This is a genomic window from Paracoccus sp. PAMC 22219 (assembly GCF_000787695.1).
In the GTDB taxonomy this organism is placed as follows: Bacteria; Pseudomonadota; Alphaproteobacteria; order Rhodobacterales; family Rhodobacteraceae; genus Paracoccus.
The window spans coordinates 1-15,392 of the sequence record NZ_BBPH01000018.1; the positions used below are offsets into that span (position 1 = coordinate 1).

A 15,392-nucleotide genomic window follows, 5' to 3' on the forward strand; every position below is an offset into this window, starting at 1 on the left:
AATGCAGCATGTTCGACCGGTGCCCTGCGGACCGGGCCCAGCTGCGCATCGCGGCGCCCGCGTCGCGTTGCCCCGCGGCGATGTTTTCCGCCACGACGGACGCGGCATAGCCCGCCGACCGGGCGCGCGCCTTGACCCCGCCGCCGCCCCGATGGCTGAGCCTGCCGCGGGCGGCCATCTCGCACGCCTGGCGGGTCGCCGCCGCCGTCAGCGCGGGATCGACCGTCACCGCGCCCAGCCCGGCCTGTGCCCGCATCTGGCTGACCGATGATGCGATGGCCTGGCTGGCCGTGGGCGGGGGCGTCGCGCAGGAGGTCGTCGCATGGGCGGGCCACGCGCCAGCCACCATAAGCGCCAGTGTGGCAAGGCAGGGGAAATGTCGGGTCATCCGATCCTCGTGTCGTTGGTCATCCGAATGCGGGTCATGTCTGCCGGCTAGCGCGGGGCCGCATAGACGGCGGCCCAATAGGTCGTGCGCCCGTCCTGGGACGTCGCCTGTCCCACGCCGAAATCGCGCACCTGCGGCAGCATGATGTTGTCGTGATGCGCCGCCGATGCCGTCCATTCCGACAGCACCCGCGGCAACGAGAACGGCCCCGCGGCGATATTCTCGGCCGAGATGGTGGGCTGATAGCCCGACTGCTTCAGGCGCATGGCGGGTCCGGTGGTGGTGCTGCCCAGATGGGTCATGCGCCCGCGCTGCGCCATGTCGCAGGCGTGCCGCGCCGCGACCTGCGCCAGATGCGGATCGGCGCGAAGCGGCGTCAGGCCGGCGCGCGCGCGGGCGCGGTTGGTCACCTGCGCCGCCATCGCGTTCTGGTCGGGCGCGGTCGCCGCGCATTGCGCAGCTCCGGGCGGGCCGACCTGGACCGCGTGGGGGTCGGTGCCCGTGGGCGCCTGCGGGGTGGCCGCGCATCCCGCCAGCAGCGCCGCGCCAAGGATCAGCAGCGATCCCGGTCCGTATCCTGTCCTGTCCGTCATGCCGTGCCCAAACCTCGTGCCAAGCGCCCCTTGGTTCTTATAGCGGCCCCGGGTTAACAAGTGCTTTCGCCCCGATGTGCCCTTGGGGGCCGGGTTTGGCGGAACCGTGCCGACATGGCGGTCGTTCGGTGGCGGAACATCACAAGGACCTTTGCACATGGCCATCTGGGATTTCGTGAAAGACGCGGGCAAGTCGGTCTTCGGCAAGGCCGAAGCCGCCACGCCCAAGCCCGCAGCCGCAGCCCCCGCGGCCGCCCCTGCCGCCGCGCAGCCCGCAGCCCAGGACGACACGCAGCGCAAGGTCGCGGCGCTGAAGGCCGAACTGCGCGCGCTGAACCTGGACGGCGACGACGTCCACCTGCGCCTGCGCGGCGACACGGTGGTGGTCGAATCCAAGGGCGCCGACCGCGAGACGCTGGAAAAGCTGATCCTGGCCGTCGGCAACATCGAGGGCATCGCCAAGGTCGAGGCCGACCTGCCCGCCGACGCCCCTCAGCCCGTCTTCCATACCGTGAAGAAGGGCGAGACGCTGTCCGCGATCGCCAAGGAACACCTGGGCAATTCGAACAAGTATGCCGCGATCTTTGAGGCGAACCGTCCGATGCTCAGCGACCCCGACAAGATCTATCCGGGTCAGGTGCTGCGCATTCCCGCTGCGGACTGACCGAACCGGCATCCACTCCGTGACGCCGCGTCGACCATCGGTTGACGCGGCGTTTTCACGCAGGACGGACCGGTCGGGACTTGCCCCGCCGGGCCTTGTCGGACCATCCTGACCGCCAGGGAGGGGCCGCAGCCGATGCGGCCCGACAGAAGGGGGACCAGATGGGCAAGTTCGGCAGCTATGCGGACCGCGACAGGATCGAACAGGAAAGCAGCTTTGACGCGCGCGGCCTGCCGGTCACGATCTATGACTTTCTGGCGCGCACGGCCGAGCGGTTTCCGCAACGGCCCGCGATCTCGTTCCAGCTGCTGTCGGGGGCCAAGGATCCTTCTGTCACGCTGTCCTGGCAGGACCTGCTGGAGCGCGTGACCGAGACCGCAAACCTGTTCCGCAGCCTGGGCGTGGGGCCGACCGACACCGTCGCCTATCTGCTGCCCAACAGCATCGAGACGCCGGTCGTCCTGCTGGCCGGGGCCACGGCAGGCATCGTGAACCCGATCAACCCGCTGCTGGACGCCACCCAGATCGCCGGCATCCTGCGCGAGACGAACGCCAAGGTCCTGGTGACGCTGAAGGCGTTCCCCAAGACCGACGTGGCCCAGAAGGCCGCCGATGCAGTGGCCCAGGCCCCGAACGTCACCCATGTGATCGAGGTCGACCTGAACCGCCATCTGCGCGGTCTGAAACGGTTCATCGTGCCGCTGATCCGCCCCAAGGTGCGCGTGAAACACAAGGCCAAGGTCCTGGATTTCGAAGCCGCGACCAGTGCGCGCAAACACACCGCCCTGGATTTCGACGACCCCAAGCAGGACCGCGTCGCCGCCTATTTCCACACCGGCGGCACCACCGGCACGCCCAAGGTCGCGCAGCATAAATACAGCGGCATGATCTATAATGGCTGGCTGGGCGGCACGCTGCTGTTCGACGAGACCGACGTGCTGATGTGCCCGCTGCCGATGTTCCACGTCTTTGCGGCCTATCCGGTGCTGATGTCGTGCATCGCGTCGGGCGCGCATGTGGTGATGCCCACGCCCGCCGGATATCGGGGCGACGGCGTCTTTGACAACTTCTGGAAGCTGATCGAGCGCTGGCAGGTGACGTTCCTGATGACGGTGCCGACCGCCATCGCCGCGCTGATGCAGCGCCCGGTCAATGCCGATGTCAGCACGCTGAAGACCGCCATTTCCGGATCGGCCCCGCTGCCGATCGAGCTGTACAACCGCTTCAAGGCCGCCACCGGGGTGGAGATCGCCGAAGGGTACGGCCTGACCGAGGCGACCTGTCTGGTCAGCTGCAACCCGGTGGACGGGCTGAAGAAGGTGGGTTCCGTCGGCATCCCGCTGCCGCACACCCATGTGCGCATCCTGAACCACGACGATGCGGGCCGGGTGCATGAATGCCCGACTGACGTCGTCGGAGAGATTTGCGTGGCCAACCCGGGCGTGTTCCCCGGCTCTACCTATACCGAGGCCGACAAGAACCATAAGCTGTTCGCGGATGACCGGTACCTGCGCACCGGCGATCTGGGCCGGATCGACGCGGACGGCTATCTGTGGATCACCGGGCGGGCCAAGGACCTGATCATCCGTGGCGGCCACAACATCGACCCCGCCGAGATCGAGGAGGGGATGCTGTCGCACCCCGCCGTGGCCTTCGCCGGCGCCATCGGCCAGCCCGACGCCTTTGCGGGCGAGCTGCCCTGCGTCTATGTCGAGCTGGTGGGCGGTGCGACCGTCACCGTGGACGAACTGGTGGCCCATGCCCGCGACCACATCCACGAACGTGCCGCCGTCCCCAAGCATATCGAGATCCTGTCCGAACTGCCCAAGACCGCGGTCGGCAAGATCTTCAAGCCGGACCTGCGCCGTCTGGCCATCAGCCGCGTCTATGACGCCGCCCTGCAGGGCACCGGCGCCCGCGTGGCCGAGGTGCGCGAGGACAAGAAGCGCGGCCTGGTCGCCCATCTGTCGCGCGACGGCAAGGTGGCCGAAGATCAGGTCCGCGAAAAGCTGGGCCAGTTCACGACGCCCTGGGACTGGGCGTGACCGACAGGGCCGGGGACGCTCAGGCGCCCCGGTCCTGTTCGTCCTTGGCCCACAGATAGCCGATGAAGGCGCCCTTGATCAGGCGCAGCAGCACCAGCGTCATCACCGTGGTGATCAGCCCGGTGATGGCCAGCAGGGTCGCAGGCTCCGGGCGCCAGACGTTCCAGATGATGCCGAACATCGGGATCAGCACCAGCAGCATCACCGTCATGGTGAAGAACGCAGGCCCGTCCGCAGCCGGATAGCGGGCAAGGGGCGCCTGGCAATGCGCGCAGACCGGGTTCACCTTCAGATACCCCTGCATCAATTGCCCCTCGCCGCAGGCGGGGCAGCGATTCACCACGCCCCGCAGGATGGCGGCGCGGCTGTCTCGGATTTGGGTCATGGGCTGTCCTTGGGTTCGGGCGCGGCCTAGCCGTTTTCGCGCAGGATGCGCCCGGCCAGATACAGGGATCCGCAGATCAGGATACGCGCGCCGGGGCTATGCGTCACCAGGTCGCCCACCGCCTGCGCGGCATCGCGGGCCACATGCGCGGTCATGCCGACCTGCCGCGCGGCGGCGGCGGTGTCCGTGGCGGGCAGCGTGTTCGGCTCTCCGGGGATGTCGATGGCCGTCAGGCTGGCGGCGTGGTCGGCCAGCGGGCGCAGATAGCCCGCGACGTCCTTGGTGTTCAGCATGCCGCAGACCAGATGCGTGGGCCGCGCGGGCATCGCGGCCAGGGTCGCGGCCAGCGCCTGCCCGCCCGCCGGGTTGTGCCCACCGTCCAGCCACAGTTCCGCCCCGGCGGCCAGGTCGACCAGCGGCCCGTGCCGCAGGCGCTGCATCCGGGCGGGCCATTCGGCCTGCGTGACGGCGGCGCGGGCCTGCGCGTCGGTCGCGCCAAGCGCGCGCAGGGCGGCCAGCGCGGTGCCCGCGTTCTGGATCTGGTGCGGGCCGATCAGGTTCGGCCGGGGCAGGTCCCACAGCCCGTGATCGTCCTGGAACACCATGCCGTCGCGTTCGGGCTGGATCATCCAGTGCTGGCCATGCGCGACGATGGGCGCGGACAGGCCCATCGCGCGCGCCTCGATCACGGGCAGGGCGTCGTCGTCCTGCGGTCCGACGATGACGGGAACGCGGGGCTTGATGATCCCGGCCTTTTCCGCGGCGATCAGGGGCAGCGTCTCGCCCAGATACTGGGTGTGATCGATCGAGACGGGCGTGATGACCGTCAGGCGCGGCGCGTCGACGACGTTGGTCGCGTCCAGACGCCCGCCCAGACCGACCTCCAGCAGTGTGTAATCGGCGGGGGTGCGGGCAAAGGCCAGGAAGGCCGCGGCGGTCGTGATCTCGAAGAAGGTGATGGGCTGGCCGTCATTGGCGGCCTCGACCTGGGCCAGCAGGTCGGCAAGCGCGTCGTCCTCGATCAGGGTGCCCGCCAGGCGGATGCGTTCGCGGAACTGCGCCAGGTGGGGCGAGGTATAGGCGTGGACGCGCGCCCCCCCGGCCTCGAGGCCCGCACGGATCATCGCCTGCGTGCTGCCCTTGCCATTGGTGCCCGCGATGTGGATCACCGGGGGGATGGCGCGTTCGGGGTTGCCCAACGCCGCCAGCAGGCGGTGCATCCGGTCCAGTGACAGGTCGATCACCTTGGGGTGCAGCGCCATGAGGCGCGACAGGATCGCATCGGATGTGGTCATGTCACGCACCGGGGGCCAGCCCCCGGACCCCCGGGGTATTTCGACAACGGAGAATTATTCGGCCGGGGCCGGCGCGGGGACCGGGATCGGTTCGGCCACAGGCTCTGGCGCGGGCAGGTCGGCGCGGGTTGGGGCGGGCAGGCCGCCCAGCATCCGCAGGATCGAGACCAGTTCGTCGCGCAGCTTGCCGCGATGGGTCACGCGGTCCAGCATGCCATGTTCCAGCAGGTATTCGGCGCGCTGGAACCCTTCGGGCAGCTTTTCGCGGATGGTCTGTTCGATCACGCGCGGCCCGGCAAAGCAGATCAGGGCGTTGGGTTCGGCGATGTGGATGTCGCCCAGCATCGCATAGCTGGCGGTGACGCCGCCCGTGGTCGGGTGGGTCAGTACGACGATATAGGGGATGCCGGCCTCGCGCAGCATCTCGACCGCGACGGTGGTGCGGGGCATCTGCATCAGGGACAGGATCCCCTCCTGCATGCGGGCGCCGCCTGCGGCGGAGAACAGGACCAGGGGCTTTCGGACCTTGATCGCGCGTTCGGCGGCGGCCACGATCGCGTTGCCCACATACATGCCCATCGACCCGCCCATGAAGCTGAAGTCCTGGCCCACGGCGATGACCGGTGTGCGGCCGATCTCTCCCTCGGCGACCAGCATGGCCTCCTTTTCGCCGGTGGCCTTCTGGGCGGCCTTCATGCGGTCGGGGTATTTCTTCTGGTCGCGGAACTGCAGCGGGTCGGCGATGGGTTCGGGAACCTTGACCTCGATGAACGCGCCACCGTCGAACAGCGCCAGAAAGCGGTCGCGCGGCGTGATCGCCATGTGGTGGTCGCAGTTCGTGCAGACGTTCAGGTTGTCCGACAGTTCGCGGTGGAACAGCATCGTCCCGCATTCGGGGCATTTGGTCCACAGGTTCTCGGGGACTTCGCGCCGCGAGAACAGGGAATTGATGCGCGGGCGGACGTAGTTCGTGATCCAGTTCATCGCGAATGGCCTTGGCTGTTTCAGGCCCCCAGATAGGCCCCCACGCGGGGAATTGCAATTGCCGGGGGGCGGGCGGATGATGCCGCGCATGTGGGCCACCCTGTTCTTTGTCACGCACACCACCCTGTCGCTGGTGATCATCGCCCGCGTGCTGCTGCGTCCCAGGGTCGAACCCTCGGTGCGGCTGGCCTGGATCATGGTCGTCGAGGCGGTGCCCCTCTTGGGGATCGCGGCCTATCTGCTGTTCGGAGAGGTCCGTATGAAGCAGGCCGAGGTCCAGCGCATGTCCGACGTGCGCGACCGCCTGACCGGATTGCGCACCGCCGTGCCCGCCGTCCGCGCCGACCGGTCCGACCCCGCGGGCCCGATCATCGCCGCGAACGAGGCGGTGGGCGGCATGCAGGCGGTTCACGGCAACAGCCTGCACCTGCTGGAGGAAAGCGACGCGGCTATCGACGACCTGGTGGCGGCCATCGATGCGGCGACAGACCATGTGCATCTGCTGTTCTATATCTGGCTGCCCGATGCCAGCGGCACCAAGGTCGCCCAGGCCCTGTGCCGGGCCGAGGATCGCGGCGTGCAGTGCCGCGTCATCGTCGACGCCCTTGGGTCGCGGTCGCTGGTGCGGTCGGAACTGTGGGACCGGATGAGCCAGGCGGGCGTGGAATGCGTCACCGCCTTTCCCTGGGGCCTGCCCTTCATCAGCATCCTGTTCCAGCGGCTGGACCTGCGCAACCACCGCAAGATCCTGGTGATCGACAACGCCGTGGCCTTTACCGGCAGCCGCAACTGCGCGGACATGGCATTCGCGATCAAGGCACGCTTTGCCCCTTGGGTCGACATCCTGGTGCGGGTCGAGGGGCCGGCCGTGCGCCAGCTGCAGGGCGTCTTTCTGTCCGACTGGATGAGCTATACCGGCCGCGATCTTGGTCCCATGCTGCAACCCGTGGCGCCGGTTGCCGATCCCGGCGTCGCGGCACAGGTGGTGGCCACCGGCCCCGACCTGCGCGCGGGCAGCGTGTCAGACTGTCTTTCCGCGATGCTGCACGCGGCGCGCGACCGGGTGACCATCACCACGCCGTATTACGTGCCCGACGACGCGCTGGACGCGGCGATCCGGGCGGCGGCGCGGCGCGGGGTGCAGGTCACGATGATCCTGCCCGCCCGTAACGACAGCCTGGTCGTGGGGGCGACCAGCCAGGGGTTCTATTACGGGCTGCTGGCTGCGGGGGTCCGGCTGATGCTGTTCCGAGACGGGCTGCTGCATTCCAAGATCCTGACCGTGGACGGGCGCATCGCGATGATCGGCAGCGCGAACCTGGACCGCCGCAGCTTCGAGTTGAACTACGAGGTCAACATGGCCGTCTATGACCCCGAATTCGTGGGGCTGCTGGATGCGCGGCAGGCCAGCTATGTCGCGCGGGCCGACGCGATCACGCTGGATCAGGTGCGCGCCTGGTCGCCGTGGCGGCGCATCCGCAACAACGCGCTGGCGCTGGCATCGCCGCTGTTGTGATCACAGGGGCAGGGCGGTCGTGTATTTCGTCTGGCGCAGCACGAAATGCGTCACCGTGCTGCGGATGATGCCCAGGGACAGCATCCGGCGCATCAGGAAATGTTCCAGCCCCTCGGGGTCGGCGGCCACGATCTTGAGTTGATAGTCGAAGGTGCCGGTGATGGTCGCGCATTCCATGATCTGCGCCTCGGTCTGCACGAAGCGGTCGAACCGCGCCAGCGTCGCCTCGGTATGGTCCAGCAGCGACACCTGGACATAGGCCAGCGCATGCAGCCCCGCCTTGGCCGGCGGCACCAGCGCCACCTGCCGGTCGATCACCCCGGTTTCCATCAGCCGCCGCAGCCGCCGCCACGCCGGGGAGGTCGACAGGCCCGCGGCATCGGCCAGCCCCTGGGTCGACAGGGTGGCATCCTGCTGCATCAGGCGCAGGATGCGGCGGTCGGCATCGTCCAGATCGGGCATGATGTTCCCCAGTATCGGCATCAGGCGGAATGATGTGCCGGCGAGGGTGCATCGGCAACCCAATTCGGCAAGGTTTTTCCTGTGTATCCGGTAATCTGGACCCATAGGGAGGACGTGCCATGCCGAAATCGACCGAATATGCCGCCAAGGTTGCCGATGACCAGGGCTTCATCGCCTATGATGCCGAAGAGGACGCCGTCTGGCGCGACCTGATGGCCCAGCAGCTGCCCGCCGTGCGGGCGCGGATGGCGTCGCCCTATCTGCGCGGTCTGGACCTGCTGGACCTGCCGCAGGACCGCGTGCCGCAATGCCCCGACGTGTCGGCCAAGCTGGGCGCGCTTACTGGGTGGCGGGTCGAACCGGTGCCGGCGCTGATCGGGTTCGGGCGGTTCTTCGGCATGCTGGCCGACCGGACGTTCCCGGCCGCCAGCTTCATCCGCAAGCGCAAGCATTTCAACTATATCGAAGAGCCGGACATCTTCCACGAGATCTTCGGCCACACGCCCCTGCTGACCGACCCGGCCTTTGCCGCCTTCAGCCAGGCCATCGGTGCGGCGGGCACCCGCTGCGACAAGGCCGACTATGCCTGGCTGATCCGCCTCTACTGGTTCTCGATCGAGTTCGGGCTGATGCGCGAGGATGGACAGCTGAAGGCCCTGGGGTCGGGGCTGGCCAGCTCGGTCACCGAATTGCCCTGGGCCATTTCGGGGCGGGCGGAACAGCGGCCCTTCGACGTGATCGACATCCTGCGCACGCCGTACCGGATCGATATCCACCAGCCGGTCTATTTCGTGATAGACGATCTGGACGACCTGTTCGCCGCGGCCCGCCGCGACCTGCTGGCCGACATTGCCCAGGCCCGCGCCCTGGGCCTGCACGCGCCGAAATATCCGCCCAAGACCGCCGCCTGAAAGGACCTACCCCATGACCACCTGCGATCTTGCCGCCCGCGACTGCGAACCCTGCAAGGGGGGCGTGGCCCCCCACGACCGCGCGACCGCCACAGCCATGCTGGCGCGGCTGACCGACTGGACCCTGTCGGACGATGCCACCGCCATCACCCGGCGCTTCACCTTCAAGGGCTTTGCCAAGGCGGTCGAGATGGCGAACCTGGCCGCCTGGCTGGGCAACAAGCAGGGGCACCATCCGACATCGCCTTTGGTTGGGGCTATTGCGCGGTGACTTTTACCACCCACGAGGCCGGGGGGCTGACCGACAACGACTTCATCTGCGCCGCGCGGCTGGACGCGCTGGTGGCCTGATCGGTACGCGTCAGGGTTGTCCGGCGGCCCGTCACGGTCTATCCCCGAACAAGGGAATCCAGCATACGGGCCGTGCCGCATGACAAACCGTCGCCTTGTCCAGGATGTCCGCCGCCAGACCGGGGGGCGCGTTCATGTCGCGCCATGAGACCAGCTGGCTGTCCCGCCGCAGGCGCGGCCACGCCGCCCGGCAATGGTCGCGGATGCTGAAATCCGTCACGCGCCGCGACGGCCCCGTCGATTCCGATCTGCGCGAGGAAGCCCGCGACCTGCACCGGGTGCTGTCCCGCCTGCTGCACACCGCCGATGCGCGCAGTGCCGGCAGCCGCGATTCCCTGTCGCGGATCGACCTGCCGGCGGGCACCGACTGGCGCTGGCGGCCCCAGATCCTGCAGGCGCGCAACGCCGCCCCCGCGCTGATCGCCCCCGACGACGGCAAGTGGCTGTCCCCCGAGGTGGCGCTGTTCCACGATTGCGCCGAGCGCGCGTTGATCCTGCGACAGGTGCGCAACCGCCGCGCCACCGACCTGTCCGATTACGGGCTGGCACTGGAGGTGATGGGCTTTTCCGGCAGCTTCCTGTCGTTTTCCCTGTCGCTGCCGCCCGAGGCGCTGCGCGATCTGGGCGGGCATCACATCATCCGGCTGGACGCCACGCTGCAGGCGGAGCGCCCCATCGCGGTCTATGCCCGGCTGAACGTCCAGCAGGGCCCGAACACCGAAACCATGCTGCGCAAGATGGGCGAACCGATCGAGGGCCGCCACTGCGACCGCATCGTGGAGTTCGACCTGGGCTATGCCAAGCTGTCCGCCCGGTCGGTCGAGAAGGCGTGGCTGGACCTGATCTTCGAGGCGCCCTTCATGAACGCGGTCGGCCTGCGCGACGTGATCCTGTCGCGCCATCCCCGCGCCCAGATCTGAGGATATCGCCATGCCGCATTTCGACAATCACGGGCTGAAGGGCGGCGTCTGGCAGGGGCACCTGTCAGGCGTCACCGCCCCGCCGCCCCGCGTGGTGCTGATCCAGCACGCCGAGATCCTGACCGATGCGCGACTGACCGCGGACGCGGCCGGCGGCTGGCGGGTCGAGGTCGACATCCCCGCGCAGGCCCTGTCGGACGGCATGCAGACGCTGCTGCTGAAGACCGCCGCCACAGGCCAGGACAGCGGCCCCGACGGGCATGTGCTGGCGCGGCTGTCGCTGCTGGCAGGCGATCCGCTGGACGAGGATCTGGCCGCCGAGATCGCGGCCCTGCGCGCCGAGCTGGAGCTGGTCAAGCGCGAACTGCGCCGGTTCGCCGCCGACCTGAAGGGGCGCTAGGCACCGTCACCCGGACGTCATGGTTCCTTGCGAAAAGCGGGGGGCGTGGCTATATCGCGGCTTCGCGACCCGCCCCCCGTGTTCCTTGACGTAAGGTTGACCATGACCCTGCCGCCGACGCCGCATTACCTGATCGACATGGCCCGTCTGCGCGCCAACATGGAGAAGGTCGCCTGGCTGCGCGAGGCGTCGGGCGCCAAGGCGCTGCTGGCGCTGAAGTGCTTTGCCACCTGGTCGGTCTTCGACCTGATGCGCGATTACATGGACGGCACGACGTCGTCGTCGCTCTACGAGCTGCGGTTGGGTCACGAGGAATTCGGCAAGGAGACCCACGCCTATTCCGTGGCCTGGGCCGACCACGAGATCGACGAGGCGGTGGGTTACGCCGACAAGATCATCTTCAACAGCCTGTCGCAGCTGGATCGCTTTGGCGACAAGGCCGCGGGCATCGCCACCGGCCTGCGCCTGAACCCGCGGTTTTCGACCAGCGGGTTCGACCTGGCCGACCCGGCGCGCCCCTTCTCCCGCCTGGGCGAGGGAGAGGTGTCGCGGCTGGAAAGCGCGCTGGACCGCATCAGCGGCGTGATGATCCATTACAACTGCGAGAACGGCGATTTCGACCTGTTCGACCGCCAGCTGACGCGCATCGAGGAAGAGTTCGGCGCGATCCTGCACCGCCTGGACTGGGTGTCCCTGGGCGGCGGCATCCATTTCACCGGCGAGGGCTATCCGCTGGACCGGCTGGCCGCACGCCTGCGCGCGTTCCAGGACCGGTTCGGCGTGCAGGCCTATCTGGAGCCCGGAGAGGCCAGCATCACCAACACCGCCACGCTGGAGGTCAGCGTGCTGGACATCATCGACACCGGCAAGCCCGTGGCGATCGTGGACAGCAGCACCGAGGCGCACATGCTGGACCTGCTGATCTATCGTCAGGACGCCCGCCTGCCGCAGGAGGGCGATCACCGCTATCAGATCGCGGGCAAGACCTGCCTGGCCGGCGACATCTTCGGAGAGGCGGGGTTCGACCGCCCCCTGCAGATCGGTGACCGGGTCAGCATCGCGGATGCCGCGGGCTATACGATGGTCAAGAAGAACTGGTTCAACGGCGTCGCCATGCCCTCGATCGCGATCCGCGACGAGGATGGAACGATCCGCACCGTCCGCAGCTTCGGCTATGACGAATTCAAAGGCAGCCTGTCCTAAGGCGACCCATCCTCTGCCACCTGAAGGAGACAGAATTGGCGAAGAAGAACGTGCTTATCATCGGTGCCGGTGGCGTGGCCCAGGTCACGGCGCACAAGGTCGCGCAATGGGCGGCGGAATTCGGCGATCTGCACATCGCGAACCGCACGCAGTCGCGTGCCGACGACATCATCGCATCCCTGCGCGACAAGGGCCACGAAATGGCCTGGACCAGCCATGCGCTGGACGCGATGGACGCCGATGCCGTCGAGGCGCTGATCCGGCAGGTCAAGGCGGACATCGTGATCAACGTGGGCACGGCCTTCATCAACATGACGGTGCTTGAGGGCTGCATCCGCGCAGGCGCCGCCTATATCGACACCGCCATCCATGAGGACCCGTCCAAGGTTTGCGAGACGCCGCCCTGGTACGGCAATTACGAATGGAAGCGCCGCGAGGACGTGGCCGCGGCGGGCATCACCGCCATTCTGGGCGCGGGCTTTGATCCGGGCGTCGTGAACGCCTATGCCCGTCTGGCCGAGGACGAGTATTTCGACAAGATCGACAGCATCGACATCGTGGATATCAACGCCGGATCGCACGGCCGCTGGTTCGCCACGAACTTCGACCCCGAGATCAACTTCCGCGAATTCACCGGCACGGTCTATTCGTGGCAAAAGGGCGCCTGGCAGGAGAACCGCATGTTCGAGGTGGGTCGCGAATGGGACCTGCCCGTGGTCGGCAAGCGCACCGCGTACCTGTCCGGCCACGATGAGGTCCACAGCCTGTCGGCACGGTACCCGGATGCCGACGTGCGGTTCTGGATGGGTTTTGGCGAACACTACATCAACGTGTTTACCGTCCTGCAGAAGCTGGGGCTGCTGTCCGAACAGCCGGTCAAGCTGGCCGATGGGACCGATGTCGTGCCGCTGAAACTGGTCAAGGCGGTGCTGCCCGATCCCGCCAGCCTGGCCCCGGATTACGAGGGCAAGACCTGCATCGGCGATCTGGTCCGCGGCACCCGCGACGGCAAGCCGGCCGAGGTGTTCATCTATAACGTCGCCGACCACAAGGAAGCGTTCGAGGAGGTGGGCAGCCAGGGCATCAGCTATACCGCGGGCGTGCCCCCGGTCGCCGCCGCCATCCTGGTCGCGCGCGGCCCGTGGGACGCCGGCAAGATGGCCAATGTCGAGGATCTGCCCGCGCGGCCGTTCCTGGAACTGCTGGGCGAGATGGGCCTGCCCACCCGCGTCATCGACGCGTCGGGCGACCATCCGGTCTGATCCAGGCCGATCCGGAATAACGTGAACGCGGCGGTTCGGAACATCCGGACCGCCGCTTGCGTTTGCGCAGCACATGGGCGCCACCTGCGTTGGGGAACGCGGCGCCGGTATCGGGGGTTCGACATGCCAGGTCCTGAAGGACATCTCTTTCCGCGCTTTTCGCAGCGCGCCGACAGCAAGGTTCCGGTACTGGCGAACTGGGCGGTCATCGGCATCTTTCTGGTCATGGCCTTCGGCGCGATCGCGGCGGGTCGCGATTTCCTGATGCCCGTGACCATGGCGATGCTGCTGTTCTTCGTCTTCACGCCCCTGCGCCGGTTTGCGGAACGCCGCGGCATTCCCGATGCCGCGACGGCGGCGGGGATCACGCTGTCGATCCTGCTGGCCGTGGGCGTCATCGCCTATGCCGCCAGCGGGCCGCTCAGCCGGGCGATGACCAACATGCCGATCATCAGCGCGCAGCTGGAGCAGAAATTCGACAGCGTCCGCGACAGCCTGGCCGACCTGCGCGATGCCGCGCAACGCATCGACGACGCCCAAAGCGCCGATCCCGGCCCCGAGGAACGCCCCGCGATCCGCATCCAGCAGGAGGGCCAGACGACTCTTGGGACCGTCATGCAGATGGCGCCGCTGCTGGTGGGACAGGTGCTGTTCACGCTGATCCTGCTGTTCTTCCTGATCGCGTCGGGCGACCTGCTGTATCTGAAGATCGTGCAGAGTTTCGACCGCATGCGCGACAAGCGCGGCGCTATCTGGCCCTGCGTCAGATCGAGGATTCGCTTGGCAATTATCTGGGCGCCATCACCATCATCAACGCGGGCCTTGGCCTGGCTGTCGGGTTGGCGATGTGGGCCTGGGGCATGCCCGGCGCGCTGCTGTTCGGGATCGGGGCGTTCCTGTTGAACTTCATCCCCTATCTGGGGGCGATCACCGGGGTCGTCATCTCCGGGATCGTCGCGCTGGTGGTGATGCCGGGGCTGTTCTGGCCGGCGATGGTGGCCGCGACCTATCTGGGGCTGACCTCGCTGGAGGGGCAGATCATCACGCCCTATTTCGTGTCGCGGCGGTTGCAGATGAACACCGTCGTGGTGTTTTTGGGCGTGGCGCTGTGGGCCTGGCTGTGGTCGGTGATCGGGATGATCATCGCGGTGCCGGTGCTGGTGGTCATTCGCGTTTTGGCAGAGCACATCCCCGGATGGGAAAAGTTCGGCAACTTCCTGGCGGGTGACGAACCCCCCGCCCTGACCGACGAGGACGAAGAGGAGGCCCGCGAACTGGTCGAGGCCGGCGCCGCGGCCGAGGACAGTCCCGCTGCCCGCGTCGTCACCGCCGAACTGCTTGCCGATCACGACGCCCGCGACGCGACATAGAAAAACGGGCCGGCGATTGCCGGCCCGTTTTCCATCGTCGTCAGCCGCGTGGTTCAGCCTGCGGGCAGGGTCGGCGCGATCTCGTTGACGGCGGCTTCGATCTGCTGGCAGGTCGCCTCGACCGTGCTGCCGCGCTCTTCGACGGCTTGGGCCAGCGACACCTCGGTTCCACCGACCGACACGGTCCCTTCGGCGCCCTTCTGTTCGGCGGCGCTGCCGACGGCGTCGTCACCCTCGGGCAGCAGCGCGACCAGCTGGCCCTGCGCCTCGACGGCCTCGGCGCCGGTAAAGCCCTGTTCCTGGCAGTACTGCAGGATGCCCAGCTGATTGCGCGCGGCCTCGTAGGTGACGCCGGGATCGGCGGGGGCGGCCTCTGCCGGGGCAGCGGCGTCCTGTGCGACGACAGCGGCGGGCAGCAGGCCCAGGCTCACGGCGAGTGCAATCTTGCGGATCATATCGTTTCCTTTTCTACATGCCCGGCAGAGTTCCGGGCGACGTCGGCGGGACGCTAGACCGCCATTTCCGAAATGACCCGACCCAGTGGCGATCCGGCGTAAAACCGGCGGGACCATGCCGGAACTGCCCGTTGTGGCCGGTGGAATTGGGCGGGTTCCAGCACAGGACGAAATTCCGCGATCACATC

At 67.9% G+C, this 15,392-nt stretch carries 16 protein-coding genes and 2 pseudogenes; 11 read left to right on the forward strand and 7 right to left on the reverse strand.

The window, feature by feature from the left end; genetic code table 11:
* Together TY51_RS02935 and TY51_RS02940 are read right to left on the reverse strand one after the other, a co-directional pair.
* The coding region (locus TY51_RS02935) for a CAP domain-containing protein (RefSeq protein WP_197054611.1) at positions 1 to 388 on the reverse strand (388 nt) is incomplete at its 3' end.
* A 47-nt stretch (positions 389 to 435) separates the two neighbouring features.
* Positions 436 to 981, reverse strand: coding sequence for a CAP domain-containing protein (locus tag TY51_RS02940; RefSeq protein WP_081994679.1), 546 nt, complete (start codon positions 979 to 981; stop codon positions 436 to 438).
* Between the two features lie 157 nt (positions 982 to 1,138).
* Between TY51_RS02940 and lysM the strand changes: the two genes are divergently transcribed.
* Both lysM and TY51_RS02950 read left to right on the forward strand, forming a co-directional pair.
* Entirely contained in the window at positions 1,139 to 1,645 is a 507-nt protein-coding gene (lysM, locus tag TY51_RS02945) for a peptidoglycan-binding protein LysM (RefSeq protein WP_042245678.1), read from the forward strand.
* A gap of 161 nt (positions 1,646 to 1,806) precedes the next feature.
* Positions 1,807 to 3,690 (forward strand): acyl-CoA synthetase, encoded by a 1,884-nt coding sequence (locus TY51_RS02950; protein WP_042245681.1) that lies wholly within the window; start codon positions 1,807 to 1,809, stop codon positions 3,688 to 3,690.
* Between the two features lie 19 nt (positions 3,691 to 3,709).
* On the opposite strand, the gene TY51_RS02955 is transcribed toward TY51_RS02950, so the two are convergent.
* The 3 genes from TY51_RS02955 to accD are packed head-to-tail and all read right to left on the reverse strand — an operon-like array spanning position 3,710 to position 6,354.
* Entirely contained in the window at positions 3,710 to 4,075 is a 366-nt protein-coding gene (locus TY51_RS02955) for a DUF983 domain-containing protein (protein ID WP_042245684.1), read from the reverse strand.
* Positions 4,076 to 4,101: 26 nt separating this feature from the next.
* Complete coding sequence (locus TY51_RS02960) at positions 4,102 to 5,370, reverse strand: folylpolyglutamate synthase/dihydrofolate synthase family protein (protein WP_042245687.1); 1,269 nt, start codon at positions 5,368 to 5,370, stop codon at positions 4,102 to 4,104.
* Between the two features lie 54 nt (positions 5,371 to 5,424).
* Entirely contained in the window at positions 5,425 to 6,354 is a 930-nt protein-coding gene (accD, locus tag TY51_RS02965) for an acetyl-CoA carboxylase, carboxyltransferase subunit beta (protein ID WP_042245690.1), read from the reverse strand.
* 88 nt (positions 6,355 to 6,442) lie between these two features.
* Between accD and cls the strand changes: the two genes are divergently transcribed.
* Complete coding sequence (gene cls, locus TY51_RS02970) at positions 6,443 to 7,870, forward strand: cardiolipin synthase (RefSeq protein ID WP_052649711.1); 1,428 nt, start codon at positions 6,443 to 6,445, stop codon at positions 7,868 to 7,870.
* Here cls and TY51_RS02975 read toward each other — a convergent pair whose 3' ends face one another.
* Positions 7,871 to 8,332 (reverse strand): Lrp/AsnC family transcriptional regulator, encoded by a 462-nt coding sequence (locus TY51_RS02975; RefSeq protein ID WP_042245749.1) that lies wholly within the window; start codon positions 8,330 to 8,332, stop codon positions 7,871 to 7,873.
* Between the two features lie 119 nt (positions 8,333 to 8,451).
* Here TY51_RS02975 and phhA point away from each other — a divergent pair, with 119 nt between their 5' ends.
* The 8 genes and pseudogenes from phhA to TY51_RS23905 all read left to right on the forward strand — a co-directional run bounded on the left by phhA (position 8,452) and on the right by TY51_RS23905 (position 14,749).
* Entirely contained in the window at positions 8,452 to 9,243 is a 792-nt protein-coding gene (gene phhA / locus TY51_RS02980) for a phenylalanine 4-monooxygenase (protein ID WP_042245693.1), read from the forward strand.
* Between the two features lie 97 nt (positions 9,244 to 9,340).
* Positions 9,341 to 9,594 (forward strand): annotated as a pseudogene (locus tag TY51_RS02985) (4a-hydroxytetrahydrobiopterin dehydratase).
* A 134-nt stretch (positions 9,595 to 9,728) separates the two neighbouring features.
* Positions 9,729 to 10,514: a DUF6478 family protein gene (locus TY51_RS02990; RefSeq protein WP_052649713.1), complete on the forward strand. Its 786-nt coding sequence runs from the start codon at positions 9,729 to 9,731 to the stop codon at positions 10,512 to 10,514.
* A gap of 10 nt (positions 10,515 to 10,524) precedes the next feature.
* Positions 10,525 to 10,914, forward strand: coding sequence for a hypothetical protein (locus TY51_RS02995; RefSeq protein WP_042245695.1), 390 nt, complete (start codon positions 10,525 to 10,527; stop codon positions 10,912 to 10,914).
* Positions 10,915 to 11,022: 108 nt separating this feature from the next.
* Positions 11,023 to 12,117 carry a carboxynorspermidine decarboxylase gene (gene nspC, locus TY51_RS03000; protein WP_197054617.1) on the forward strand — a complete coding sequence of 365 codons (1,095 nt, stop codon included), beginning with the start codon at positions 11,023 to 11,025 and terminating at the stop codon, positions 12,115 to 12,117.
* Between the two features lie 35 nt (positions 12,118 to 12,152).
* A complete protein-coding gene (locus tag TY51_RS03005; RefSeq protein ID WP_042245701.1) occupies positions 12,153 to 13,379 on the forward strand; it encodes a saccharopine dehydrogenase family protein in 1,227 nt (408 codons plus the stop codon).
* Positions 13,380 to 13,643: 264 nt separating this feature from the next.
* A pseudogene (locus TY51_RS23900) lies at positions 13,644 to 14,033 on the forward strand (AI-2E family transporter); the annotation flags it as partial.
* Positions 14,034 to 14,146: 113 nt separating this feature from the next.
* Entirely contained in the window at positions 14,147 to 14,749 is a 603-nt protein-coding gene (locus TY51_RS23905) for an AI-2E family transporter (protein WP_255351379.1), read from the forward strand.
* Between the two features lie 53 nt (positions 14,750 to 14,802).
* Here the strand turns inward: TY51_RS23905 and TY51_RS03015 are convergent, their stop codons facing one another.
* Positions 14,803 to 15,204 (reverse strand): pore-forming ESAT-6 family protein, encoded by a 402-nt coding sequence (locus TY51_RS03015; RefSeq protein WP_042245754.1) that lies wholly within the window; start codon positions 15,202 to 15,204, stop codon positions 14,803 to 14,805.
* Positions 15,205 to 15,392: the final 188 nt, after the last annotated feature.